This is a genomic window from Caulobacter sp. Root655, from assembly GCF_001427665.1.
Taxonomy (GTDB): domain Bacteria; phylum Pseudomonadota; class Alphaproteobacteria; order Caulobacterales; family Caulobacteraceae; genus Caulobacter.
Map to the genome: position 1 here is coordinate 1 of NZ_LMHC01000003.1, position 25,571 is coordinate 25,571.

20 protein-coding genes are annotated in these 25,571 nt (G+C 69.5%); 12 read left to right on the top strand and 8 right to left on the bottom strand.

Annotated elements, in window-relative coordinates; all coding sequences use genetic code 11:
* Nucleotides 1–350: 350 nt before the first annotated feature.
* Entirely contained in the window at nt 351–578 is a 228-nt protein-coding gene (gene rpmE, locus ASD79_RS05865; RefSeq protein WP_056720113.1) for a 50S ribosomal protein L31, read from the bottom strand.
* A 112-nt stretch (nt 579–690) separates the two neighbouring features.
* Between rpmE and ASD79_RS05870 the strand changes: the two genes are divergently transcribed.
* Together ASD79_RS05870 and ASD79_RS05875 are read left to right on the top strand one after the other, a co-directional pair.
* Nucleotides 691–2,544 carry an ABC transporter transmembrane domain-containing protein gene (locus ASD79_RS05870; RefSeq protein WP_162252338.1) on the top strand — a complete coding sequence of 618 codons (1,854 nt, stop codon included), beginning with the start codon at nt 691–693 and terminating at the stop codon, nt 2,542–2,544.
* Between the two features lie 226 nt (nt 2,545–2,770).
* Nucleotides 2,771–3,319, top strand: a complete 549-nt coding sequence (locus tag ASD79_RS05875) for a hypothetical protein (protein ID WP_156400390.1) — start codon at nt 2,771–2,773, stop codon at nt 3,317–3,319.
* Here the strand turns inward: ASD79_RS05875 and ASD79_RS05880 are convergent, their stop codons facing one another.
* Together ASD79_RS05880 and ASD79_RS05885 are read right to left on the bottom strand one after the other, a co-directional pair.
* Complete coding sequence (locus ASD79_RS05880; RefSeq protein ID WP_056720214.1) at nt 3,320–3,649, bottom strand: hypothetical protein; 330 nt, start codon at nt 3,647–3,649, stop codon at nt 3,320–3,322.
* A 245-nt stretch (nt 3,650–3,894) separates the two neighbouring features.
* The gene (locus tag ASD79_RS05885) at nt 3,895–4,602 is read right to left on the bottom strand and encodes a helix-turn-helix transcriptional regulator (RefSeq protein ID WP_056720116.1); all 708 of its coding nucleotides are present in this window, start codon (nt 4,600–4,602) and stop codon (nt 3,895–3,897) included.
* Nucleotides 4,603–4,807: 205 nt separating this feature from the next.
* On the opposite strand from ASD79_RS05885, the gene ASD79_RS05890 reads away from it, so the two are divergent.
* Nucleotides 4,808–6,181: an MFS transporter gene (locus ASD79_RS05890; protein WP_056720117.1), complete on the top strand. Its 1,374-nt coding sequence runs from the start codon at nt 4,808–4,810 to the stop codon at nt 6,179–6,181.
* Nucleotides 6,182–6,377: 196 nt separating this feature from the next.
* Here the strand turns inward: ASD79_RS05890 and ASD79_RS05895 are convergent, their stop codons facing one another.
* Nucleotides 6,378–7,349 (bottom strand): alpha/beta fold hydrolase, encoded by a 972-nt coding sequence (locus ASD79_RS05895; RefSeq protein WP_056720118.1) that lies wholly within the window; start codon nt 7,347–7,349, stop codon nt 6,378–6,380.
* A 154-nt stretch (nt 7,350–7,503) separates the two neighbouring features.
* Between ASD79_RS05895 and ASD79_RS05900 the strand changes: the two genes are divergently transcribed.
* Complete coding sequence (locus ASD79_RS05900; protein WP_056720215.1) at nt 7,504–7,938, top strand: MarR family winged helix-turn-helix transcriptional regulator; 435 nt, start codon at nt 7,504–7,506, stop codon at nt 7,936–7,938.
* 336 nt (nt 7,939–8,274) lie between these two features.
* Here the strand turns inward: ASD79_RS05900 and secA are convergent, their stop codons facing one another.
* The gene (gene secA / locus ASD79_RS05905; RefSeq protein ID WP_056720119.1) at nt 8,275–11,124 is read right to left on the bottom strand and encodes a preprotein translocase subunit SecA; all 2,850 of its coding nucleotides are present in this window, start codon (nt 11,122–11,124) and stop codon (nt 8,275–8,277) included.
* A 577-nt stretch (nt 11,125–11,701) separates the two neighbouring features.
* Between secA and ASD79_RS05910 the strand changes: the two genes are divergently transcribed.
* The 3 genes from ASD79_RS05910 to ASD79_RS05920 all read left to right on the top strand — a co-directional run bounded on the left by ASD79_RS05910 (nt 11,702) and on the right by ASD79_RS05920 (nt 14,861).
* On the top strand, nt 11,702–12,727 hold the full coding sequence (locus tag ASD79_RS05910) for a peptidylprolyl isomerase (protein WP_056720120.1): 1,026 nt from the start codon (nt 11,702–11,704) through the stop codon (nt 12,725–12,727).
* Nucleotides 12,724–14,241 carry a bifunctional glutamate N-acetyltransferase/amino-acid acetyltransferase ArgJ gene (argJ, locus tag ASD79_RS05915; RefSeq protein ID WP_082584825.1) on the top strand — a complete coding sequence of 506 codons (1,518 nt, stop codon included), beginning with the start codon at nt 12,724–12,726 and terminating at the stop codon, nt 14,239–14,241. Before ASD79_RS05910 ends, argJ begins: the two co-directional genes overlap by 4 nt.
* Before the next feature lie 149 nt (nt 14,242–14,390).
* Nucleotides 14,391–14,861 carry a hypothetical protein gene (locus ASD79_RS05920; protein ID WP_056720217.1) on the top strand — a complete coding sequence of 157 codons (471 nt, stop codon included), beginning with the start codon at nt 14,391–14,393 and terminating at the stop codon, nt 14,859–14,861.
* 185 nt (nt 14,862–15,046) lie between these two features.
* Here the strand turns inward: ASD79_RS05920 and ASD79_RS05925 are convergent, their stop codons facing one another.
* Both ASD79_RS05925 and ASD79_RS05930 read right to left on the bottom strand, forming a co-directional pair.
* Nucleotides 15,047–15,391 (bottom strand): endonuclease domain-containing protein, encoded by a 345-nt coding sequence (locus tag ASD79_RS05925; protein WP_056720121.1) that lies wholly within the window; start codon nt 15,389–15,391, stop codon nt 15,047–15,049.
* Between the two features lie 241 nt (nt 15,392–15,632).
* The gene (locus tag ASD79_RS05930; RefSeq protein WP_056720122.1) at nt 15,633–16,094 is read right to left on the bottom strand and encodes a carboxymuconolactone decarboxylase family protein; all 462 of its coding nucleotides are present in this window, start codon (nt 16,092–16,094) and stop codon (nt 15,633–15,635) included.
* Between the two features lie 81 nt (nt 16,095–16,175).
* Here ASD79_RS05930 and ASD79_RS05935 point away from each other — a divergent pair, with 81 nt between their 5' ends.
* From ASD79_RS05935 to ASD79_RS05955, 5 genes are all read left to right on the top strand, one after another.
* Nucleotides 16,176–17,045 (top strand): sigma-70 family RNA polymerase sigma factor, encoded by an 870-nt coding sequence (locus tag ASD79_RS05935; protein ID WP_056720218.1) that lies wholly within the window; start codon nt 16,176–16,178, stop codon nt 17,043–17,045.
* A 275-nt stretch (nt 17,046–17,320) separates the two neighbouring features.
* Nucleotides 17,321–18,031, top strand: coding sequence for an ABC transporter ATP-binding protein (locus ASD79_RS05940; protein ID WP_235524342.1), 711 nt, complete (start codon nt 17,321–17,323; stop codon nt 18,029–18,031).
* Nucleotides 18,028–19,578, top strand: coding sequence for a hypothetical protein (locus ASD79_RS05945; RefSeq protein ID WP_056720124.1), 1,551 nt, complete (start codon nt 18,028–18,030; stop codon nt 19,576–19,578). Before ASD79_RS05940 ends, ASD79_RS05945 begins: the two co-directional genes overlap by 4 nt.
* An 84-nt stretch (nt 19,579–19,662) precedes the next feature.
* Complete coding sequence (locus tag ASD79_RS05950; RefSeq protein ID WP_056720125.1) at nt 19,663–19,872, top strand: hypothetical protein; 210 nt, start codon at nt 19,663–19,665, stop codon at nt 19,870–19,872.
* A 258-nt stretch (nt 19,873–20,130) separates the two neighbouring features.
* On the top strand, nt 20,131–23,244 hold the full coding sequence (locus tag ASD79_RS05955) for a PAS domain S-box protein (RefSeq protein ID WP_056720126.1): 3,114 nt from the start codon (nt 20,131–20,133) through the stop codon (nt 23,242–23,244).
* 13 nt (nt 23,245–23,257) lie between these two features.
* On the opposite strand, the gene ASD79_RS05960 is transcribed toward ASD79_RS05955, so the two are convergent.
* Nucleotides 23,258–25,525, bottom strand: a complete 2,268-nt coding sequence (locus tag ASD79_RS05960; RefSeq protein WP_056720127.1) for a PAS domain-containing protein — start codon at nt 25,523–25,525, stop codon at nt 23,258–23,260.
* Between the last annotated feature and the right edge of the window lie 46 nt (nt 25,526–25,571).

The window sequence follows — 25,571 nt, forward strand, 5'->3', positions numbered from 1 at the left end:
CAGGAACCCATCGGGCTCCTCGACCACAGAGGCCAAAAACTGTCACCCATCCAACCGGGCTAAATCGTCACCTCTCTATCCGCTGGACAGGGGCCCGCGCGAAGCGTGGGAGGGTGAGGGGTTACACCCTGTCCAATTTTGACTCAGTCCCGATTTGGTGAGGGAGACCGTGCGATCCGTCGGGCGTCGTCACCCCTCACCCTCCCACCGCTAACGCGGTGGGCCCCTCCCTCTCCCCTCCGGGAGAGGGTTTTCCGCAGGCGCTCATGCCATGACCAGAAACAGAAAAGGCCGGCCCGCGAACGCGGGACCGGCCTTTCGTCGCCCTTACGGCGAGAAGCGTGAAACGCCTACTTCTTGGCGGTGAAGCCGGCGAACTTCGCGTTGAAGCGCGAAACGCGGCCGCCGCGGTCCAGCATCTGGCCGTTGCCGCCGGTCCACGCCGGGTGGACGCGCGGATCGACGTCCAGCGCCAGCGTCGCGCCTTCTTTCCCGTAGGTCGAACGGGTCTGATAGTTCGTCCCGTCGGTCAGGGTGACGGTGATGAAGTGATAGTCGGGGTGAATGTCTTGTTTCATCGGGCGATCCAACCGACTTGAGGCGGCGTGAATGTGGGCGGGGGCCATCCTTGCGGGTGGCTCTCGGAGACGCGCGGCTATAAAGAAAGCGCGCGAATTTGGCAAGGGACAGTTGATGAGTGACGTGAACGCGGGCGACATTTCGGCCGAAGGCAGGCCGAGCGCGGGCGCGGAGCTGGTGCAGAATCTGGCCGAAGCGGCCAATCGTCGTCCCCGTCGCAAGGACATCCGGCCGCTGGCCCATCTGCTGCCGTTCGTGCGCCGCCACGTCGGCGACGCCCTGGCCGCCGCCTTCTTCCTGCTGTTCTCGACCGGGGCCACCCTGGGCCTGACGGGCGCGTTCAAGGCGGTGATCGACAAGGGCTTCACCAAGGGTTCGGACCAAGCGATCAACGGCGCTTTCATCGGCCTGGGCGCGGTGGCCCTGCTGCTGGCCGTGGCCACGGCCCTGAGGTTCTTCTTCGTCACCCGCCTGGGCGAGCGCGTGGTCGCCGACCTGCGCCGGGCGCTCTATGCGCACACCCTGAAGCTGGATCCGGCCTTTTTCCTCAAGACCCGCACCGGCGAGGTGCTGTCGCGGATGACGACCGACATCACCATCATCGAGCAATTGGTGGGAACCAGCGTCTCGGTCGCCCTGCGCAACACCCTGAGCCTGATCGGCGGGCTGGGCTACATGGCCTTCGTCAGTCCGAAATTGGCGGGCTTCATCGTGCTGATGGTGCCGGTGATCCTGGCGCCGATCTTCCTGCTGGGTCGCAATGTCCGCAAGCTGTCGGTCAGCGCCCAGGACAAGTTCGCCGACGCGGTCGGCTATGCCGGCGAGAGCCTGGACGCCCTGGACACCGTCCAGGCCTTCGGGCGCGAGGGCGCGGCCGACGCCCGGTTCGGCGGCGCCGTCGAGACGGCCTACAAGGCCTCGGTCAAGCGCATCAACGCCCGGGCCGCGATGACCGCCGTGGTCATGGCCCTGGCGTTCGGCGGCGTCACCCTGCTGCTGTGGGTCGGCGCGCACCTGGTGCTGTCGGGCGAGATGACGCCGGGCACCCTGGCCCAGTTCGCCCTGCTGGCGATCTTCTCCGCCGGCTCGGTCGGGGCCCTGGGCGAGGTCTGGGGCGACGTGCAGAAGGCGGCGGGCGCCATGGAGCGGATCTCCGAGCTGCTCAATTCCGACCCGGCCATCGCCGCGCCGGAAAGGCCCCAGGTCCTGCCGGTTCCGGCCCGGGGGGCGATCGCCTTCGAGAACGTCACCTTCGCCTATCCGGGGCGTCCGGATCTGCCGGCCCTGCGCGGCTTTGACCTGGCCGTCAGGCCCGGCGAGACCGTGGCCCTGGTCGGCCCCTCGGGGGCGGGCAAGAGCACCGTCCTGCGCCTGCTGCTGCGCTTCTACGACCCGCAGGTCGGGACGATCCGCCTGGACGGCGTCGATCTGCGCGAGGCCGACCCGGCCGACGTGCGGGCCCGCATGGCCCTGGTGGCCCAGGACTCGCCGCTGTTCTCCGGCTCGGCGCTGGACAACATCCGCTTCGGCCGCGAGGACGCGACGGAGGCGCAGGCGAGGATCGCCGCCGCCGCCGCCCAGGCCACCGGCTTCCTGGAGGCCCTGCCGCAGGGCTTCGACACCCCGGTCGGCGAGCGCGCCAAGACCCTGTCGGGCGGCCAGCGCCAGCGCCTGGCCATCGCCCGGGCCCTGGTCCGCCAGGCCCCGATCCTGCTGCTCGACGAAGCCACCAGCGCCCTGGACGCCGAGAACGAGCGCCTGGTGCAGAAGGCCCTGCACGACGCGATGTCGGGTCGGACGACGCTGGTGATCGCGCATCGGCTGGCGACGGTGCTCAAGGCCGACCGCATCGTGGTCATGGAGGATGGCCGGGTGGTCGAGCAGGGCACCCACGCGGAGCTGTCGGCCCAGGGCGGGCTCTACGCGAAGCTGGCGCGGCTGCAGTTCGGGGTCGAGGCGGCTTAGTATCTTGCCTTCCCCTCCCCTGTACGGGGAGGGTGGCGGCGAAGCCGACGGGTGGGGTCGCCGCCGCACTGAGCTCTCTGCACCGATCCCCCACCCGACCCCTTCGGGGCCACCCTCCCCACAAGGGGGAGGGAAGGGCGTTTGGGGCGGGCGCGCTTCCCAAGCGTCGCCATTGACCCCCTCGCTGCAACCAACGATGGTTCTCGACTGCATAAAGGGGCGCTTCGTGGCCGACTATCTTCGCGTGATCAATCCGACCACCCCGCTGGACAACGTCGCCGACGCCACGACGGCCGCGCGGGCCGGGGCGCTCGGCGCGTTTCTGCTCGCCGCCTCGGGCGCGATAGGCGGGCTGATCGTGATCTTCACCGCCGAGAGCTACGCCGCCAAGCTGCGCCACGTCGCCGAGGCCATGTACGGCCAAGGTTCCGAGATCGCGCGGGCGAGCGCGGTGATGATGACGCCCGCCCTGGTCTATATGTCCGCCGCCATGAGCCTGCTGTTCGCCCTGGGCATCGCGGTGCTCGGCGTGGTGCAATGGCGCAAGCTGACCAGGCTCATTCCGCTGATCCTCGGGCTGCTCACCCTCTACGGCCTGCTGATGCTCGGCCTGGGGAAGATCAACGGCAATCCGACAGTGGCCGATATGCAGATCCCGCTGTGGCGGGAAGTGTTGTCGGTGGTGGTGAACCTCGTGGCGATCGCGCTGTTCTACGCCGGTTTCCGGGGTGGGAACTGGCTGAGCAAGCAGGCCAAGGCCGACCGGGCGGGCTGATCAAGGCGCCGGCGCCGGAGGCGCGGCGGCCGTCTCCTCCCGGCGGATCACGTCGACATGCTCGAGCTGCAGCTTCAGCGCCGCGATGGCCGGGTGGCCGGGCATGCCCTGGGCCTGGGCCCAATCGACGATCACCGCCAGGGCCTCGCCGATCCGGCCCAGCTGGCGGCCGTAGCTGCCGACCTCGTCCAGGATCCGCGCCTCGACGCCGGGCGCGCCCGACTTGCCCAGGTTGACGGTGAACAGGCTGACATTGCCCATGGTCCAGGACCAGGGGTTGATGGTCTGGGACAGCTGGCTGGGGGCCAGGGCGAGTTGGAAGTCGGGCATGGCGGTCGCTCCGTTGATGTGCGGACCATCAACCTTGGCGAGCGTCTTGGCTTGGGACACTTTTATGACGGAGCCAGGAATCGGCGGTGCGCCCAAGCTTTGAGCGCTTTCCCTCCCCCTTGCGGGGAGGGTGGCCCCGAAGGGGTCGGGTGGGGCTTGCTGACTCAAAAGGCCCTGCACCGGACCCCCACCCGTCGGCTTCGCCGCCACCCTCCCCGCAAGGAGGAGGGAAGGGGTCTCACCCCCTAAGCCGCCTCGCGTCCCTCCACCGCCTCCAGGTCGACGCCCAGCCGCGCCAGCAGCTCCTGCCGTCCCAGGGCGGTCAACCGCACAGCCCGGCTCGCCTTGTCGGCGTCGATCCAGGCCAGGTCCGCCATCCGCGACAGCAGGGCCACGCCCAGCGGGCCGGCCAGGTGGTGGCGGCGTTCGGTCCAGTCCAGGCACTGGCGGGCCGCGCCGCGCTTGGAGCGCAGGCTGGCGAGATCCAGGCCCAGGTCCTCGAACCAGGCGCGGCCCGACGCCGTGACGGCGTAGAGCTTGTCGTCGGCCGGGACGATCAGGCCGCGGTCCACCAGGCCGTCGGCCACCGCGATCCCCAGCCGTCCGGCCAGATGGCCGTAGCAGCAGCGGCCGTCGCGCAGGGCGCGGGCCTTGGGCGAGCGGGGCTGTTCCAGCGAGCGGACCGGGGCGGCCAGCACGGCCAGGGCCTCCAGGGCGTGGGCGACCTCGGCGTTGGCCAGGCGGTAGTAGCGGTGGCGGCCCTCGCGTTCGACCGTCACCAGGCCGCCATCGACCAGCCGCGCCAGGTGGTTGCTGGCGGCCTGGGCGGTCAGCCCGGCGGCCCAGGCCAGGGCGCCGGCGGGGTGGGCGCGGCCGTCCATCAGCAGCTGCAGCATGGCCGCCCGGCCGGGGTCGCCGATCAGGGCGGCGGGGGAGGCGATGTTGGGTTCCATGGCTTTGACCCGGCTTTCAAAAATTCCGTTTCCCCCGGCGAAGACCGGGGCCCAGGTGAAACCCACGAGCAGCTCCTGGTGAATCTGGATCCCGGCCTTCGCCGGGAAGACGGACGATGGCTAGGCGACAAGATAGGGCGTGCTGAGCGACGATGCTTCAGCCTTCGATGTAACATCCTCGGCCGCCTCGGGCGAAGATCGCCCCATGACCACGTCCCGAATCGCCAACCTTCCGCTGATCCTTGTCGCCGCCAGTTTCGGCTTCACCATCGTCCAGCTGGACGTCACCATCGTCAACGTGGCCCTCGACGCCATCGGCCGCGAGTTCAACGCCCCGACGGCCAGCCTGCAATGGGTGGTCGACGCCTACACCCTGCTGCTGGCGGCGCTGCTGCTGTCGGCCGGGGCGCTGGGAGACCGCTTCGGGCCGCGCAGGGCCTTCCTGGCGGGGCTGGTCCTGTTCGCGGTCTCCTCGGCCGCCTGCGGCCTGGCCCAGAGCGCCGCGGGGCTGATCCTGGGGCGGGCGGTGCAGGGGGCGGCCGCGGCGCTGCTGGTGCCGCCGTCCCTGGCCCTGATCACCCACGCGGCGGCCGGCGACGACAAGGCGCGGGCCTGGGCGGTCGGCTGGTGGACGGCGGCCGGCGGGGTGTCGATCGCCGCCGGACCGGTGATCGGCGGCCTGCTGATCGGCGCGCTCGGCTGGCGCTGGGTGTTCCTGGTCAACCTGCCGCTCTGCCTGATCGGCGCGGCCCTGACGTTGGCGTTCGTGCCCGAGGTTCCGCCGCGCGAGAAGCGGCCGCTGGACCTGCCCGGCCAGGCCCTGGCCTTCGTGGCCCTGGCCGGCCTGGTCGGGGCGGTGATCGAGGGCGGCCATCGCGGCTGGAGCGACCCGCTGGTCCTGACGGTGCTGCTGGGCGGGGTGCTGGCCACGGCGGCCTTCCTGGCGGTCGAGGCGCGCAGCCGGCATCCGGCCGTGCCGCTCGAGGTGTTCCGCAACCGGATGGTCTGGTCGGCGATGGTGATCGGGGTGTCGGTGAACTTCACCTATTACGGGGTGATCTTCGTGCTCGGCCTCTTCCTGCAGCGTTCGGCCGGCTATGACGTGGTCCAGGCGGGCCTGGCCTTCCTGCCGCTGACGGCGACCTTCATCGTCTCCAACCTGCTGAGCGGCCGTCTCGCCCACCGCTTCGGCTCGGCGCGGACCATGGCCGGCGGGGTGCTGGTGGCGGCGGCCGGCTACGCCCTGACCAGCCGATTGAGCGCCGACAGTTCCTACTGGATGATGGTCCCCGGCTTCCTGCTGATCCCGGCCGGCATGGGCACGGCGGTGCCGGCCATGACCAGCGCCCTGCTGGCCAGCGTCGACCGCCATTGGTCGGGCACGGCCTCGGGCGTGCTCAACGCTTGCCGTCAAGCGGGCGGGGCGATCGGGGTGGCGCTGATGGGCGCGCTGGCGGCCGGCGGGCCCGAGGCGATCGCGGCGGGGCTGCGGACGTCGGGGATGGTGGCTGCGGTGGTGCTGCTGGGCGCGGCCTGGGTGGCGGGGCGCAGCGAGGGGGCTTCCCCCAGAGCCAACTAGAACCGCTCATCCCGGCGAATGCCGGGACCCAGATGGAATGGCTCAGAGGTGCGCTCCATGAGCGGGGCGTGCTTCCAATCAGCCTCACGGCCTTGGGATCTGGGTCCCGGCATTCGCCGGGATGAGCGGATCAAAAACGGATGAAAACGCCCGCCATGGTCTCCCATGGCGGGCGTCCTCCAATGTGGCCGAAACCCTAGGCCTTGAAGAAGGCCAGCAGGTCCTTGTTGATGATCTCGGCGTGGGTGGTGGCCATGCCGTGGGGCAGACCCGGATAGACCTTCAGCTGGCCCTTCCGCAGCAGCTTGACCGCCAGCAGCGCGGAGTCGGCGATCGGCACGATCTGGTCGTCGTCGCCATGCATGACCAGCACCGGCACGTCGATGGCCTTCAGGTCGGGCGTGAAGTCGGTTTCCGAGAAGGCGGTGATGCAGTCGTAATGGGCCTTGGCGCCGCCCATCATCCCCTGGCGCCACCAGTTGTCGATCAGGCCCTGGCTGACCTTGGCGCCCGGACGGTTGAAGCCGAAGAACGGGCCGGCCGGCACGTCGCGGAAGAACTGGGCGCGGTTGGCGGCCAGGGCCGTGCGGAAGCCGTCGAACACCTCGATCGGCAGGCCGCCGGGATTGGCGGGGGTCTTCAGCATGATCGGCGGCACGGCCCCGATCAGCACGGCCTTGGAAACCCGGCCGGGCTCGGCGCGGGCCACATAGCGGGCGACCTCGCCGCCGCCGGTCGAGTGGCCGACGTGGATGGCGTTCTTCAGGTCCAGATGGGCGGCCAGGGCGATGACGTCGGCGGCGTAGGTGTCCATCTCGTTGCCGGTGTCGGTCTGGGTCGAACGGCCGTGACCGCGGCGGTCATGGGCGATGACACGATAGCCCTGGGCCAGGAAGAACAGCATCTGGGCGTCCCAGTCGTCGGCGCTCAGCGGCCAGCCGTGATGGAAGACGACGGGCTGGGCGGTCTTGGGGCCCCAGTCCTTGTAGAAGATCTGGACGCCGTCCCGGGTGGTGAAGAAGCCGCTGCCGGTGGTGGACTTGGCGTCAGTCTTCGACACGGCAGCGGCCTGGGCGGCGGCGAAGGGCAGGGCGGCCGCTGCGGCGGCGAGGCCCAGGCTGGCGGTCATCACGCCGCGACGCGAGGCTTGGGTGTTCGGCTGGCTCATCTGACGTCCCTTTGATTGATATTGCGATATTTGTTATCGCGATATCAATATGGCTAAGGCGTCTTTGGCGCCCTGTCCAGCAGAATCTTTATCGTGATATCATTTTTCGTGGTATGAAATGAACGAGGGCGTTTCGCCCACGAGGACCGCCGCCGTGCCTATCCCGCTGGACAACCAGATCTGCTTCACGCTGTACGCCACCAGCATGGCCATCACCCGCACCTACAAGCCGATGCTGGACGCGATGGGGATCACCTATCCGCAGTACCTGGTGCTCAGCGTGCTGGGCGAGGCCAAGGACGAGAACGGCGGCGCGACCGTCGGCGCGATCGCCCACCGGCTGGCGCTGGAGTCGAGCACGATCACCCCGCTGGTGAAGCGCCTGGAGCAGGCCGGCCTGGTCGTCCGCCAGCGCAGCACGGTGGACGAGCGCCAGGTTCAGGTCAGCCTCACCGAGGCGGGGCGCGCGTTGTTGGACCAGTGCGACTGCCTGGGCGAGACCCTGGTCGCCAAATCGGCCATGACCCTGGAGCAGCTGGACGCGCTCAACCGGCAGGTCCAGGCGCTGCGCGCGGCTTTGACGGCCTAAAGGTTCTTCTCCCTCCCCCTTGTGGGGAGGGGGGACCAGCGAAGCTGGTGGGTGGGGCAGCGCCGCCCCGCTGAGTCATCAAACCCCACCCGACCCCTTCGGGGCCACCCTCCCCACTGTTTGGACCGGAGACATCCGTGACAGGTGTGCAGAGACCCCTGTGAACGGCATCTCCGACCTCCCTTGCGAGATCGGAAAAGTGTCACGGATGTCTCCGCACACCTGTCACGGATGTCTCCGGTCCAAACACCCACGAGGGGGAGGGACAGGTAAACAGACGAAAACGCCCGCCCTGGTCTCCCGGGGCGGGCGTTTCGATCTTCAGACGCTCGGGGCTTAAACCAGCGCCCCGTGGCAGTGCTTGAACTTCTTGCCCGAGCCGCAGGGGCAGGCGCCGTTGCGGGCGGTGTTTTCCCAGCCTTCGGGCAGGACCGAGACCGGCAGGGCTTCGCGCTGTTCCGGCGACAGGCCCTCGGGCAGGGCGCCGGCCACGGCGATGTTCTCGCCGGTCAGCGGGTCGAGGTGGACCTCGACCAGGCCCTCGGGCGTGTGCAGCGGCTCGGGCTCGGCATAGGCGATCTCGACCGTCATCAGCCAGCGGGTGGTGTTGGTGCGCAGGTCGCCCAGCAGCTTCTCGAACAGCGAGAAGGCCTCGGTCTTGTACTCGTTGAGCGGGTCGCGCTGGCCGTAGCCGCGCAGGCCGATGACGTTGCGCAGGTGGTCCAGGTGCATCAGGTGCTCGCGCCACTGCAGATCGATCATCTGCAGCAGGAAGCTCTTTTCCACCGAGCGCATCTGCTCGGGGGTGATGATCACCTCGCGCTCGGCGGCGTGGGCGTCGGCGGCCTTGCTGATGCGCTCGCGCATCTCCTCGTCGCCGATGCCTTCCTCGCCGGCCCATTCCTTCAGCGGCAGGGTCAAGCCGAGGATCGCCTGGACGCGCTCGTCCAGGCCCTCGATGTCCCACTGCTCGGCATAGGCCTTGGGCGGCATGTAGCGGGCCACGAAGTCGTCGACGACGTCGTGGCGCATCTCGGTGATGATTTCCGAGAGGTCGGTCGCCTCCATGAACTCCTGGCGCTGCTCGAACACGGCCTTGCGCTGGTCGTTGACGACGTCGTCGTACTTCAGGAGGTTCTTGCGGATCTCGTAGTTGCGCTGCTCGACGCGCTTCTGGGCGGTGGCGATGGCGTTGTTCAGCCACTTGTGGGTGATCGCCTCGCCTTCCTGGACGCCGAAGGTGCGCATGATCGCGTCCAGGCGCTCGCCGGCGAAGATGCGCAGCAGGTCGTCCTCGCACGAGAGGAAGAACTTCGAACGGCCCGGGTCGCCCTGACGGCCGGTGCGGCCGCGCAGCTGGTTGTCGATGCGGCGGCTTTCGTGGCGCTCGGTGCCCAGCACGAACAGGCCGCCGGCGGCCAGCGCCTGGGCCTTGGCGGCGCCGATCTCGGTTTCCAGCTCGGCGCGCTGGGCCAGCTCGTCCTCGTGGGTCGGGGTGATCCCCAGGCCCTTCTGCTGCTGGCGCCAGTTGGCCAGGCGCATGTCCATGTTGCCGCCCAGCTGGATGTCGGTGCCGCGGCCGGCCATGTTGGTGGCGATGGTCACCGCCCCGGGCACGCCGGCGTCGGCGACGATGCCGGCTTCCTGTTCGTGGAAGCGGGCGTTCAGCACCTGGTGCGGGATGCCCTTGCCGGTCTTGTAGACGAAGTCGAAGGCCTCTTCGCCGATCTTGGCCAGTTCCTTGTCGTCCTTGCCGGCGTGCGCGGCCTTGGGCGCGCGCGACATCTCGACCTTGTAGTCGTAGGTCGACAGCAGCTTGGACAGCTCCTCGGACTTCTCGATCGACACCGTGCCGACCAGGATCGGCTGGCCGTGGGCGTGGCAGTGGGCGATCTGCTTGAGGATCGAGTCGTTCTTCTCGCGCTCGGTGCGATAGACCTCGTCGTCGTCGTCGAGGCGCAGGACCGGGCGGTTGGTCGGGATTTCGCTGACGCCCATCTTGTAGATGTCGTCGAACTCCTGGGCCTCGGTCGCGGCCGTGCCGGTCATGCCGGCCAGCTTCTTGTAGAGGCGGAAATAGTTCTGGATGGTCACCGAGGCCAGGGTCTGGTTCTCGGGCTGGATGTCGGCGCCTTCCTTGGCCTCGATGGCCTGGTGCAGGCCTTCCGACAGGCGGCGGCCGGTCATCATGCGGCCGGTGAACTCGTCGATCAGGATCACCTCGGCGTCCTTGACGATGTAGTCCTTGTCGAGCGTGTAGAGCACGTTGGCGCGCAGGGCCTGGTTGACGTGGTGCACGACCGAGATGTTGGCGGCGTCGTAGAGGCCGGCGCTGTCCTCGGCCAGGTGGCCGCCCGCCATCAGGATCTCTTCGATGCGCTCCTGGCCGTCCTCGGTGAGGATGACCTGCTTCTGCTTCTCGTCGTGATCGTAGTTGGTCTTGTCCTTGATGAGTTCCTTCACCAGGACGTCGATGGTCTTGTAGAACTCGCTGCGGTCCTCGGTCGGGCCCGAGATGATCAGCGGCGTGCGGGCCTCGTCGATCAGGATCGAGTCCACCTCGTCGACGATGACGTAGTGGTGGCCGCGCTGGACCATTTCCTCGACGCTGTAGACCAGGTTGTCGCGCAGGTAGTCGAAGCCGAATTCGTTGTTGGTGCCGTAGGTGATGTCGCTGCGGTAGGCGCGCTGGCGCTCGCCCTGGCTCAGGCCGTTGACGATCACCCCGTAGGACAGGCCCAGGAAGTTGTGGATCTGGCCCATCCACTCGGCGTCGCGCTTGGCCAGGTAGTCGTTGACGGTGATGACGTGGACGCCCTTGCCCTCGAGCGCGTTGAGGTAGGTGGGCAGGGTGGCCACCAGGGTCTTGCCTTCGCCGGTCCGCATCTCGGAGATGCCGCCGTTGTGCAGGACCATGCCACCGACCATCTGGACGTCGAAGTGGCGCATGCCCAGCGTGCGCTTGCTGGCCTCGCGCACCACGGCGAAGGCCTCGGGCATCAGGTCTTCCAGGCTTTCGCCCTTGGCCAGGCGGGCCTTGAACTCGTCGGTCTTGGCCTTCAGGGCCTCGTCCGACAGCGCCGCGTATTCCGGCTCCAGCGCGTTGATCTTGGCCACGCGCGTGGACATCATCTTGACCTTGCGGTCGTTGGAAGAGCCGAAGAGCTTTTTGGCGAAGCCGAGCATGAATAGGGAATCCGGAGTGTGTCTGTGAGGCCGGCGCTAAGGCTTGAGGGCCTTCACTACGGTAAATTCGAGGCGTCGAAGCTGGCCTAGACCCGCTTCTTGCATGCGCGCGGAGACTTAAGCACCGGCCCTGCGGGTGTCAACGCGAGGCGGGCTGACGTGAGCTCTGTAACGGCGCGATTGGCGTGAAAGTTGGCGCTTGAGGCGTCGTTATCCGCCGCTTCCGGTTCCGCGCCCGAAACCCCTCTCTCTTGGAGAGAGGGAGGGGCCCATGGCGAAGCCATGGGAGGGTGAGAGGTTACACTCTCACCGAATGACGCGCGGCTGTTCGGCGGATATCTGGATAGGACTCCGAATCCTTGGCGGCGGAACGCGTTGGGGTTTTCCGGCAGACGGTGAAACCTCTCACCCTCCCACCGCTTCGCGGTGGGCCCCTCCCTCTCTCAAAGAGAGAGGGGTTTCGGGTCCGTGCGCGAGCAAGATCGCCGTGAACTCCGACGAGATCGCGAAGCTGTTTCCTCTTGGCGGTAAACCGCGCTAGAGCGCTGGACGGGATTTAGCCGGAGATCGGCCACAGATGAATATTGGTAAGCCTCGCGCGTATGGCCTGGCGGCCGTCCTGGTCCTCAGCCTGCTGGTCGCCGCCTGCGGCCGCAACAAGGCCGACGAGCGTCCGCCCGAGCCCGGCGACACCGCCGTGGCCAAGGTCGACGGCCACACCGTCTGGGCGTCCGACGTCAAGCGCGAGGCCGTGGCCCAGGGGCTGATCAGCGAGGGCGAGCCGCTGGACATCGGCTCGGACCTGTTCCGCCAGCGCCTGGACGAGGTGGTCGACCAGAAGCTGCTGGCCGCCGAGGCCCTGAAGCAGAAGCTGGACAAGGACCCCGTCGCCCAACGCCGCCTGGCCGCCGCCCGCGAGCGCATCCTGGGCGACATGCTGGTCGAGAGCGTGGTCGAGAAGGCGGTCAACGAGAACGCCATCCGCGGCCTCTATGCCGAGCAGCAGAAGCTGTCCAAGCGCTCCGAAGAGATCCGCGCCCGCCAGATCCTGGTCGGCAGCCAGGCCGACGCCGAGGCGATCAAGAAGCTGCTGTCGACCGGCGCCTCGTTCGACGCCCTGGCCATGGAGCGCTCGACCGACCCGGCCACCCGTTTCAACGGCGGCGACCTGGGCTATTTCACCGTCGACGTCATGCCGGCCGCCTACGCCGTGGCCCTCAAGGACGCCCAGAAGGGCGCCCTGGTCGGCCCGTTCCAGACCGAGGGCGGCTGGGCCGTGCTGCGCGTCGAGGACAAGCGCCTGGAGGAGCCGATCACCCTGGAGGCCGCCCGGCCGCAGATCGTCCGCTTCCTGACCTATGACCAGGTCCGCGACCTGCTGGAGAAGCTGCGCGGCGGCTCCAAGATCGAGATGCTGACCGGCAAGCCGCAGGACGTGCCCGGCGCGCCACAGGAACCGGCCTCCGCGCCGCCTGGCTCAAGTGGGGCCGGCGGCGGCGACCCGCCCTCCGACCTCCCGCCTTCTGACTTGGGGGCCGCGCCCCCGGCGTCGGCGCCCCAAGCTCCGGCTCCAGCTCCAGCTCCAACACCGGCCAAGAAATGACGAAGCCTCCCGCCCCGAAGAAAGCGACCAAGGCCGCCCCGAAAGCCGCTCCCGCCAAGGCTTCGGCCGCGCCGTCTCCGACCCCCGCCGAGATCGTCGGCCAGGTCGGGGCCAGCGTCGGCCACACCCTGGAGCGGGCGTTCGATCCGCTGAACGCCGCCCTGAAGCGCGCCGGCCTGCGCCGCGCCGAGAAGGCCGCCGGCCAGTTCTCGCCCGCCACCGCGTCGAAGGAGGCGGTCCAGGCCGCCAAGGCCAGTTCGCCGGCCCCGGGCAAGCCGGGCCTGGCGGTCTCGCCCCTGGCCGTGCCGTTCCCGACCATCCCGCCGATCGCCGGGGTCGAGATCGCCACCGGTCGGGCCGGCTTCTACAAGCACGACCGCGAGGACCTGCTGCTGATGCGCTTCGCCGAGGGCACCAGCTGCGCCGGCGTGTTCACGCGGCACGGGGTCGGCTCGGCTCCGGTCGACTGGTGCAAGCGCCAGCTGGCCGCCAGCAAGGGCGAGGACGTCCGCGCCCTGGTGGTCAACGCCGGCTGCGCCAACAGCTTCACCGGCAAGCCGGGGGCCGACGCCGTGCGCCGGGTGGCCACCGCCGTGGGCAAGCGCTTCGACTGCCGCCAGCGCGACGTGATGATGGCCTCGACCGGGGTGATCGGCGTCATCCTCGACGACAGCAAGATCATCTCCAACCTGCGCGAGGTGGAGACCCGCTTCACGGCCGACGCCTGGGCCGGCGCGGCGGCGGCGATCATGACCACCGACACCTTCCCGAAGGGGGCCTACGCCACCGCCCTGATCGACGGGCACGAGGTGCGGATCGCCGGCATCACCAAGGGCTCGGGCATGATCGCGCCCGACATGGCCACCATGCTGGCCTTCGTGGCCACCGACGCGGCCATCGCGCCCGCGGCCTTGCAGACCCTGGTCTCGCTCTACACCCGCACCACCTTCAACTGCGTGACGGTGGACGGCGACCGCTCGACCAACGACACCCTGCTGCTGTTCGCCACCGGCCAGTCGTCGGCCCCGAAGGTCCACCGGGCGGGCGATCGCCGCCTGGCCGATTTCCGCGAAAAGCTGGAGGCCGTGCTGCTGGACCTGGCCCTGCAACTGGTCCGCGACGGCGAGGGGGCCAGCAAGTTCGTCAAGATCACCGTCAACGGGGCCGAAAGCCCGCTGTCGGCCCGCAAGATCGCCCGCACCATCGCCGAGAGCCCGCTGGTCAAGACCGCCTTCGCCGGCGAGGACGCCAACTGGGGCCGCATCGTCATGGCCGTCGGCCGGGCCGACGAGCCGGTCAACCGCGAGAAGATGAGCGTCCGGTTCGGCGACCTCTACGCGGCCCGCGACGGCCTGGTCTCGGCCGAATACGACGAGGCGGCGATGAGCAAATACGTCAAGCGCGCCGAGTTCGAGGTCTCCGTGGACGTCGGGGTCGGCAAGGGCTCGGCCACGGTGTGGACCTGCGACCTGACCAAGCAGTATGTGGCGATCAACGGGGATTACCGGTCTTAGACCAGTAGTCGCCGCGCGGTCTCTACTTCTTCCGTTTCCCCGGCGAAGGCCGGGGCCCAGGTGAAACCCACGAGCCGCCCTGGATGAATCTGGATCCCGGCCTTCGCCGGGAAGACGGGTTGAAAGGGTGCGGTAGGAGGATGGTCGCCATGACCGATGACCCCGTTCCCGTCGGCCTGCACGAGATCGCCGCCGTCTGCCGCGAGCACGGCTATGTCGTCGCCGAGATCGATCGCGGCCTGGAGGTTTCCGGGGCCGAGGAGGGCGGGGCTTTCTACCTGTTCCCCGAGGGCGACTGGCTGCAGGTCCGGTGCCAGGTGCTCGACGCCGAGGACCTGGACCAGGCCCGCAGCCTGGACGCCCTGTTCGAGACCGTGGCCCGCGCCCAGTTCCGGCTGATCGGCTGCCGTTTCGGCTTCGACGCCTTCACCGGCCTGTGGCTGGTCGAGGACCTCTATCCCGGCTTCGAGGCCGACCGCCTGCCGGCCGTGCTGGAGCAACTGGCCTTCGTCTGGTCGTCGCTGGAAGGCGTGCTCGACGCCGCGCTGAAGGGGACCGTCCCCAACGACGACACCCTGGACGCGGCCTTCGACCTGGTGTCGGCGGAGCGGCCGAACTGAGGTCTGCTTGCTGGATCGATGCGATGGGTCGTGTTCGACCCTAGTCGGACGTTCCTGATCCCTCTCTCCTAGAGAGAGGGAGGGGCCCGCCGCGAAGCGGTGGGAGGGTGAGAGGTTACACCCTGTCCGACCGGAGCACCGCCAGGATGTCGTCCGNCGCCGCGAAGCGGTGGGAGGGTGAGAGGTTACACCCTGTCCGACCGGAGCACCGCCAGGATGTCGTCCGCTGTTCCACCCGGATCGGCCAGGACCTGCTCGTTGCGGAACCTCACCACGATGTATCCAAATAACTCCAGGATCTCGGTGCGACGACGGTCATAGGCCTCGCGACCATCGTGGGTCGGGCCGTCCAGTTCCACGATCACCTTGGCCGCCTCGCAGACGAAATCGGCGAAATAGCGGTCGATCGCCACCTGCCGCAGGAACTTGAACCCGCCCAGGCGGCGATTGCGCACCACCAGGGTCCAGAGCGTCTTCTCGGCCAGGGTCTGGTTGCGGCGCAGACGACGGGCGTTGGCGGTCTTGTCCATGGCCAGAGCCTGGCCGCGAGACTTGGGTCGATCAACGAAAGGAATCGAGATTTTCCGGCAGCGGTGAAACCTCTCACCCTCCCACCGCCTGCGGCGGCGGGCCCCTCCCTCTCTCAAAGAGAGAGGGGTTCCGCGCGCACGGCCTTCATCAGAAGCGGGCGCTTCAGACGTCTACCTTCCACCCTTCTCGGGCTTTCGGAATGTCCGCTTGGCGGAAGTCCGCATCCGTCGCGCCCGCGGACTATCCCCAGCTCGCCCCCGCCACCTGCTTGACCGAGACGTTCAGCCGGTTCCAGACGTTGATCGAGGCGATCGACAGCACCAGCGACGCCAGCTGCGCCTCGTCATAATGCTCGGCCGCCTCGTTCCAGATGTCGTCCGGCACCGGGTCGGCGCGGTCGCTGAGGCGGGTGACGGCCTCGGTCAGGGCCAGGGCGGCGCGCTCGGCCGGCGTGAAATAGGGGGTGTCGCGCCAGGCGCCGACCGCGAACAGCCGCTCGTCGGTCTCGCCGGCCTTGCGGGCCAGCTTGGGGTGCATGTCGACGCAGACGCCGCAGCCGTTGATCTGGCTGGCGCGCAGGTGCATCAGCTCCAGGGTGCGCACCGAGACGCCGGCCGCCTTGGTCGCCGCGTCCAGGGCTTGCAGGGCCTTCAGGGCGTCGGGCAGAACGAGGGCGGGGTTGGTCATTCTGGCTTGCTGCATGGCTTTGTTTTCCTCTGCTGGTCACATCGGCCGTTCTTCGACCGTCACCCCTCTGACGGACCGCGACGAGGGAGTGTGACGGTGAGCGAGCAAAATTCTTTGGCCGGCCAGTTCGAGGCCAACCGCGCCCACCTGCGGCGGGTGGCTTACCGGATGCTGGGCTCGCACGGCGAGGCCGACGACGCGGTGCAGGAGGCCTGGCTGCGGCTCAGCCGGTCCGACGCCGCCGTCGTGGCCAACCTGGGCGGCTGGCTGACCACCGTGGTCTCTCGCGTCTGCCTGGACATGCTGCGCTCGCGCCGGTCGCGACGGGAGGACGCCCTGGGCCCTCAGGTCCCCGAGCCGGCCGTGGACGAGGATGACGCCGACTTCCCGGGGCGCGAGATGCTGCTGGCCGACTCGATCGGCCTGGCGATGACCGTGGTGCTGGAGGCCCTGCCGCCGGCCGAACGGGTGGCCTTCGTGCTGCATGACCTGTTCGACCTGCCGTTCGAGGAGATCGCCGTCATCGTCGGCCGCACGCCCGGCGCGGCCCGGCAGCTGGCCAGCCGGGCCCGTCGCCGGGTGCGCGGCGCGACCACCTCGGCGCAAACCGATCAGGTCCGCCAGCGGCAGGTGGTCGACGCCTTCCTGGCCGCCTCGCGGGGCGGCGACCTCTCCGCCCTGCTGGCGGTGCTCGATCCCGACGTGGTGTTCCGCTCCGACGCCCAGGCGGTGCGGGTCGGCGGGGCGGAGGAACTGCGCGGCGCCGACGCCGTGGCCGCCACCTTCGTCGGCCGCGCCCAGGCGGCGCGCCCGGCCCTGGTCGACGGCGCCCTGGCCCTGGCGGTGGAGCGCGACGGGCGGCTGTTCGTGGTCCTGCGGCTGGCGGTGGCCGACGGCCGGATCACCAGCATCGAGGCGGTGGCGGACCATGAGCGGTTGGCGGGGATGACGGTGGTGATGCTGTAGGGGGGGCGAGCGCCCAGTCCTCCCCCTGTGGGGGAGGTGTCGGCGAAGCCGACGGTGGGGGGAGTTTTACGACCTCGGCCATATGCAGGATCGATCGACCCCAAAACTCCCCCCACCGGCCTTCGGCCGCCTCCCCCACAGGGGGAGGACTTGCACCTTGAACCCCGTCCCCAATCCAGTTCACATGCCCCCGAACGCCAACCCTCGGGAACCCGCCTTTGACCGAAGCCCTGATCGTCCGAGGCCTCGACAAGACCTTCACCAAGCCGGCGGTCATGGACCTGGACCTGACGGTCCACGCCGGCGAGCTCTACGCCCTGCTGGGGCCCAACGGGGCGGGCAAGACCACCACCCTGCGGATGGTGGCCGGCCTGACCAAGCCCGACAAGGGCGAGATCAGCATCTTCGGGGTCGACGCCCGGACCGACTCCGCCGCCGCCAAGGCTCTGACCGCCTGGGCGCCCGACGAGGCGATGATCTACGACAAGCTGACGCCGCTGGAATATCTGGAGTTCGTCGCCGGCCTGTGGAACGTCGAGCCCAAGGTCGCCAAGGCCCGGGCCGAGGGCCTGCTGTCTAAGCTGGGCCTGGCGTCCGAGGCGCGCCGGCGGTGCGAGGGCTTCTCGCGCGGCATGAAGCAGAAGGTCGCCCTGGCCGGGGCGCTGGTCCACGATCCCAAGCTGCTGATCCTCGACGAGCCGCTGACCGGCCTGGACGCCGCCGCCGCCCGGCTGGTCAAGGACATGCTGCAGGACCGCGTGCGGGCCGGCGGCGCGGTGATCCTGACCACCCACATCCTGGAGGTGGCCGAGCGCATGGCCGACCGCATCGGCATCATCGCCGGTGGCCGGCTGCTGGCCGAGGGCACACTGGACGCGCTGCGCACCCAGACACGCAAGGAGGGGGCGGGAGAAGGCAAGGGCGACTCCACGCTCGAGGACGTCTTCCTGCAACTGACCGCGACGCCCGAAGAGGCCGCCGCGTGACCCTGACGGCGCCGGGCTCGGTCCTCTGGCTGCTGGCCCACGAGACGCGGCTCTACTGGCGCAACTTCCGGGCCGGCCGGGCCGGCAGGAGCGCGCGCGGCCTGATCAGCCTGGCGGTGATCGGGGCGCTGCTGGTGACGGGCGGGGTGTTCATCGCCCTGGGCCTGCACGGCCGGCAGGCGCCGATCAATCCGCTGTCGGTCAGCCTGGCCGCCCTGTTCACCGCCGTGATCTTCACCCTGATGCTGTCCCAGACCCTCAGCGCCTCCAGCGAGGCGCTGTACGAGCGGGGCGACCTGGACCTGCTGTTCTCCTCGCCGATCGGCCCGGCCAAGGTGCTGTTCGTGCGGGCCCTGGGCGTGGCGGGCGGGGTGGTCACCCTCTTCCTGCTGGCCGCCATACCGCTGCTGCTGCCGACGGTGATCTGGGGACATCCGGGCTGGATCGGGGTGTTCGGGGTGCTGGGCGCCCTGGCGCTGTCCTCGACCGCCGTCGGCCTGCTGCTGGCCATGGGGCTGTTCGCGCTGATCGGCCCGCGCCGCACCCGCACCGTCGCCCAGGTGATGGCGGCCCTGGTCGGGGCGGCGTTCTTCCTGATCAGCCAGGCGCGGACCATCCTGGGCGAGCAGACCAGCCGCAGCCTGTTCGCCGACATCACCCGCCAGGCTCAGGAGGGCCGGCTGAAGCCGCCGCCGATCGCCAGCCTGCCGCTGCGGGCCATGCTGGGCGAGCCCCTGCCGCTGGTGGCCCTGCTGGCCGGGGCGATGGTGCTGTTCGCCCTGTCCGCCGCCATCCTGGGTCGGCGGTTCTCCGACGCCGCGGCCGCCACCCAGGGCAAGACCGACGCCAAGCCTCAAAGGGGCGGCCTGGTCTCGGCCCGGGCCTTCGCCGCCGGCGCCTTCCTGGCCACCCTGCGCAAGGAACTGCTGCTGATCAGTCGCGATTCGGCCCTGCTGTCGCAGGTGCTGCTGCGGGTGCTGTACCTGATCCCCACCGCCCTGGTGCTCAGCCGCAACGCCGCCAACGGCACGGCCGCGGCCCTGGCCGGCGGGGCGGGGGTCGTAGCCTTCCTGGCTGGCCAGGTGGCTGGCAGCCTGGCCTGGATCACCCTCTCGGCCGAGGAGGCGCCCGACCTGCTGGCCGTGTCGCCGGCCGGGATCGCCACCGTGCGCCGCGCCAAGCTGGTCGCCGCCCTGATCCCGGTCGGGCTGTTCCTGGCCTTGCCGATCGCGGTGCTGGCCTGGTTCGCGCCGGTCGCCGCCGTCTGGACGACGCTGGGCGCCTTCCTCGCCGCCTGGAGCAGCGGCCTGATCAATGTCTGGCACCAGCGGCCGGGCAAGCGGTCGGAGTTCAAGCGTCGCGGCGGCGCGTCATGGATGGCAACTCTCGCCGAAATGGTGGTCTCGGCCCTGCTGGCCGGGGCCACCGGCGTCGCCGTGGCGGGCTTCGCGCAATGGGCGCTGATCCCGCTGTTCCTGGCCGGCGCGGCCCTGCTGAGCCTGCGGCGCAGCGACGCCCAGATCGCCCGGAACCTCCGAACGCGGTAAAAAACCAATTAGGCATTTCTCGCATAGCGCGGGATTTTGTCCCCTGTAGATTGAAAAAATCAGCAGAGGATTGGTTCGCCGCGCATGACCGCCGTGCCGCACAGGGTTCGCTCGCAGGAGCGCCAGGAGTCCAAGGCCCTGGTCGTAGCGATCAGCGCGCTGCAACTGGGCCTGGTCGTGCTGGTGTGGCTGCTGGCCATCGTCCCCGCCGCCCTGCTGGCCCTGGGCGCCTTGCTGTTCAAGAGCCTGCGCGGCGCGTTCCGCGTCGCCGCGCCCAGGTCCACGCTCCAATAGAGCCATCATGCCGGCCCGTGTCCGGAACCCCTCCACCCGCCGCGAGGGCGGGGTGTTGACGCCAGAACGTCCCGAGATCGCCGTGAAGTCCGGCGCGGACCTCGCCGCGCCCGGCTTCGTCAAGCTGGCCAACCCTGGATCGTCAAGCGGCAAAAACGAAAGCCTAGGTCGATCTGTCGCACCTAAGTGACGTATTTTTATGAGGTTTTCTTAATTTGAAACGTTGATGGTCGCCCGAAATACCGTGGGAAGACTGCGATGTTCAACGTCTTGCTTTGCATTTCGACCGGACACGATTGGCGACTGGTGGTGATCGCCGCACTGGTCTGCCTGCCGGCGACCCTGGCGACGTTTTTCCTGTACGCCAAGACGCCGGCGTTCCCGACGTCCAGACGCTGGGCCTGGCTGGCCGTGGCCGGGGCGGTCGCCGGCTCCGGCGCCTGGACCACCCACTTCGTCGCCATGCTGGCCTTCAAGACCGGGCTCCCCGTCGGCTATGCGCCGCTGGCGACGATCGGGTCGTTGTTCGTCGTCGTCGTCGGCACGACCTTGGGCTTCGCCGTGGCTTCGGCCGCGGCCACCGGCGCGCGGCGCGCCCTGAACGCCGTCGCCGGCGGTCTCGTCGTCGGCCTGAGCATCGCCCTCATGCACTATGCGGGCATGGCCGGTTACCGGACGGCGGGCATGGTGCAATGGAACAGCCATTACGTCGTCGCCTCGGTGGTGGTGGGCGCCTTGCTGGCGGGCGCGGCGCTTTTCGTCGGCCGGCCCGGGGGCGGGCTGAAGCGGCAGGCGGCGGCCGGGGGGCTGCTCAGCCTGGCGATCATCGGCATGCATTTCACGGGGATGACCGCCGTGACGATCATCCCCGACTCCGGGATCGTCGTGTCCGCCGCCCTGATGTCCGACCCCATGGTCGCCGCGGTCGCCGCCGCGGTCGCGGCGCTGACCCTGATCGTGGTGATCAGCGGCGCGGCCTTCGACGTGGCCAGCCGCGGCAGCCTTCGACGTCTGCGCGAGGCGCTGGACGTCATGCCCGAAGGCCTTGCCTTCTACGACGCCTCGGACCGGCTGGTGACCTGGAACGCGCGATACGCCGACCTTTTCCAGACCGGCGAGGCGACGCTGGCCGTCGGCATGCCGTTCGCCGATCTGCTGGCGCTGAACATCGCCCACGGCGTCTACCCCGAGGCCGTCGGGCGGGAGGCCGAATGGATGGCCGAGCGCCAGGCCGCCCGCTGGAGCGCGGCGCTCAGCCTGACCCAGAAGACGGCCGGCGGACGTTGGCTGAGGGTCACCGAACGCCGCACCGCCGACGGCGGAACGGTCTCGGTCTGCGTGGACATCACCGACCTGAAAGTCACCGAAGCGGCCATGGGCCAGGCGCGCGACAAGGCCGAGGAACTGGCCCGCCAGGCCGAGGTCGCCGAGACCGTGGCCGGCCTTGGCCACTGGCGCCTGGACGTCCGCACCCATCGGGTGACGTGGTCGGCCCAGATGTATCACATCTACGGTTTGGCGGTGAACGCGGTGCTGGACGCCGACGCGATCATGGCCATGACCCACCCCGACGACGCCGCCATCACCGCGCGGATCCGGCGGCAACTGGCCACCGACGACGTCAGCGAAACCGCGGTCACCCGGATCGTGCGCCCCAACGGCGAGATCCGGTTCCTGGCGGGGCGGGTCTGTCTCGAACGCGCGCCGGGCGGCGAAGCCGTGGCCGTCATCGGCACCGTCGTGGACGTCACCGACCAGAAGGCCGCCGAGGCCGCCGTCGCCGAAAGCGAAGGGCGTTTCCGTCGTCTGGCGGTCAATGCGCCGGACATGATCGCCGAAAGCCGGCTCGACGGCGTGCTCACCTATGTGTCGCCGGCCAGCCTGGCCATCACCGGGTTCACGCCGGAGGAGCTGGTCGGCCGGAGCTTCCTGTCGCTGATGGACCCCGAGGACGGCAAGAAGGTTCTGGAGATGTGCCAGACGGTCTTCGCCTCGAAAGGCAAGATCGCGGCCTGGCCGGTGGAATTCCGCGCCCGGCACAAGTCCGGCGCCGAGCTCTGGCTGGAATGCAAGCCGACCTTGTCCGCCGATCCGGTCACCGGCCGCTTCCTGGGCCTCAACGACATCATCCGCGACATCACGCCCCGCAAGGCGCTGGAGACCCAGCTGCGCCAGGCCCGGGCCGAGGCCGAGGCCGCCGCCACGGTGAAGGGTGAGTTCCTGGCCAATATGAGCCACGAACTGCGCACGCCGCTGACCAGTATCGTCGGCTTCACCAGCCTGGCGGCCGAGCAGCCCGACCTGACCGACCTGACCCGGACCTATGTCGCACGGGTCGCCGACGCCAGCCGCGCGCTTCTGTGCACCGTCAACGACATCCTCGACTTCTCCACGCTCGAGGCCGGCCAGGTCCATATCCAGCCCCAACCGGTGTCGCTGGCCATGCTGAGCCGCGAAACGCTGGACCTGTTCTCGCCGCAAGCCGGAGCCAAGGACCTGGGCCTCGTCCTGGACAGTGGCCCCAGGGACGACGACCTGGTCGTCAGCGTCGATCCCGACCGGGTCCGCCAGATCCTGCTCAACCTGGTCGGCAACGCCGTGAAGTTCACCGCGTCCGGCAGCGTCACCCTGCGGACGCGGTACGACCACGCCGCCCAGGTGCTCAGGGTCGATGTCATCGATACCGGAGGGGGTGTTTCCCACGACAAGCGGGACTGTCTCTTCAAGCGCTTCTCGCAGGTCGACGGGTCGTTGACGCGCGCCCAGGGCGGCACCGGTCTGGGGCTGGCGATCTGCAAGGGCCTGGTCGAGGCCATGGGCGGAGAGATCGGGATCGAAAGCCGCGAGGGCGAAGGCAGTCGGTTCTGGTTCGAGATCCCCGCGCCGACGGCCCGCCTGGCCAAGGCCGACGAGGCGCTCTCGACCCACCGGCCGTTGGGCCTGGCCGGTGTTCGCGTCCTGGTCGTCGACGACCATCCCGCCAACCGGGAACTGGCGCGACTGTTCCTGGCCGGCGTGGGCGCCGAGATCTCGGAAGCCACGGACGGCGAGGAGGCCGTGCAGCGGGCCGCCGAGCAGCCCTTCGACGTCGTGCTGATGGACGTGCGCATGCCCAGGCTGGATGGGCCTGGCGCCCTGCGCCGGATACGCGCGTCGCGGGGCCGCAACAGCGCGACGCCGATCCTGGCGTTCACGGCGGACGCGGATCAGGACTCCGTCCGGCGATTGCTCGCCATGGGATTCCAGGGCGTCGTGACCAAGCCGGTCGATCTTGGCGTCTTGATCAGCGGCGTGGCCCAGGCGACGGCGTCGGCGCAGGATCGGGTTCCGGCGCTCGCCCACGTCGGGTCCGGCGGTGACCTCGAAGGGTAGCCGGAAGGACGGGTCAGTTCTCCAGCCCCGCCTCGATCCGGCAGACCACGCCGTCCGGCTGGAAGTCGATATGCGCCTCGCCCGCCAGTTCCGAGGCCAAGCCCCGTTCGATCAGCCGCGAGCCGAAGCCTCGGCGGGTGGGCGGCGAGACCGGCGGGCCGCCGGTCTCGACCCAGGCCAGGGCCAGGCGCGGGGGGGCGGTCTCGACCGCCACGCTCCAGTCGATCCGCACCCGGCCGGTCGGGATCGACAGCGCCCCGTATTTCACCGCGTTGGTGGCCAGTTCGTGCAGGGCCATGGACAGCGACAGAGCCATGCGCGGCGTCAGCCGTACGGCCGGGCCGGTCAGGATGAAGCGCCCCGGCGCCCCGTGCAGCGCTTGCAACTGACCCAGAACGTCGGACAGCTCGGCGCCTTCCCAGTTCTCGCGGGTCAGCAGGTCGTGGGCCTCGGCCAGGGCGATGATCCGCGCCGTGAAGGCCTCCTGGGCCTGGGGCAGGGATCGAGCGGCGTGGAAGGTCTGGGCGGCGATCGCCTGGATCGTGGCCAGGGTGTTCTTCACCCGGTGGTTCAATTCGTTGACCAGCAGCCGCAGGTGCAACTCGGCCTTCTTGCGCTCGGTGATGTCGACCGTGGCCCCGACCACGCGGATGCATTGCCCGGCCTCGTCGAAGACGCCCTTGCCCTTGGCGGAGATCCAGCGCTCGACGGCGTCGTCGCGACCGATCGTGCGATACTCGACATCGATGCGTTCGCGGACCCCCGGCTCCATCGCGCGCCGCAGGACCGTCCGCACCGCCTCGCGATCTTCGGGATGCATCTGGGCATAGAAATCCTCGACCCTGGCGGGTGACCCGGGCGCCATGCCGAACATCTCGTAGCCACGCTCGGAGGCGACGAGTTCGCCGGTGCGCGGGGTGTAGTCCCAGGTGCCGACATTGGCCGTGTCGACGGCCAGGGCCATGGTCGCTTCCTGCAGCAGCACGCGGGCGGCGGCGGCCTTGCGCTCGGTGACGTCGGAGACGACGCCGACGAAGCGCACGCAACGGCCGTTCGCGAAGAAGGCCCGGCCGAAGGTCTCCATCCAGCGCAGCGCGCCGTCGCCATGGCGCAGGATGCGGTATTCGCGGTTGATCGCGCCGTCGCTGGCCGGATCCATGGCCGCCCGGACGGCGTCCATCAAGGCGGGCAGGTCGTCGGGGTGGACCAGCCGCTCGAAGGCGTCGAGCGGGTTCTCGATCGAGCCCTGGGGCAGGCCGTAGAGTTCGCGGCAGCGCTTGTCCCAGTAGCGTTCGCCGGTCAGGGGGTTGTGATCCCAGCGGCCCATGCCCGCGGCGTCGACGGCGATGCGCAGGTCGGCCTCGGTGGCCTCCAGAGCGGCCTCCATCCGCTTGCGCTCGGTGATGTCGACCATCACGCCGCGATGGCGCACGGCCCAGCCCTTGGCGTCGCGATAGATCTGGCCGCGCGCCTGCACCCACTTCACCGAGCCGTCGGCCTGGACCAGCCGGTAGTCCTCGAGGAAATCCGACGTGGTCTTCAGCGCCGCGCGGCCCGAGGCCTGTATGCGAGCGTAGTCGTCGGGATGCACCGCCGCCGAGACCTCGGCGAAGGGCACGCCCTGGGCGGCGCGCTCCGGCGAGATGTTGTGGAAGGTGGCGTAGCGGGCGTCGGCATAGAGCTTGTCGGCGGCGATGTCCCAGTCCCAGGTTCCCACGCCGCTGGCCGCTTCCAGGGCCAGTTGGTAGCGCTCCTCGCTGGCCCGCAGATCCTGCTCGGCCCGTACCCGCCGCGTGGTGTCGGACAGGGCGATCAGCACCCCGCCCACCCCGCTGGGCGCGGCGGGGTCCGGCAACGGGCTGAGGCGGATGGTGAAATAGCCCTCGGTCACGGCCCCGCCGGGGTGCACCGTCGGCAGGAACAGGTCCTCGATGACCGTGCCCCCGCTCTGGCCGGCCAGCACCGCCCGTTCCGGGGCCTCGGAATCGACCGCCGACGAGGGCGGGGCTTCGGCGAAGGTCTTGCCCAGGGCCCAGGGGTGACGCTCGCCCAGCATCGGCGCGTAGGCGTCGTTGTAGATCAGCACCAGGTCCTGACCCCAGCGCAAGGCGGTGGGGAAGGTGCTGGCGACGATCATGTCGACCGCGAACCTCAGGCTGGGCGACCAGGTCTTCCGCGCGCCCAGCGGCGTCGTCGCCCAGTCGAACGCCCTTATCCGCGCATCCATGTCGAGGCGTGGCGGCTCCTGGATGGCGTGTCCTCGATCACGGGTATCCATCATGCCCGTGTTCCTTCCCGACCGTACTCGACCAGCAGGCGCAGCAGAC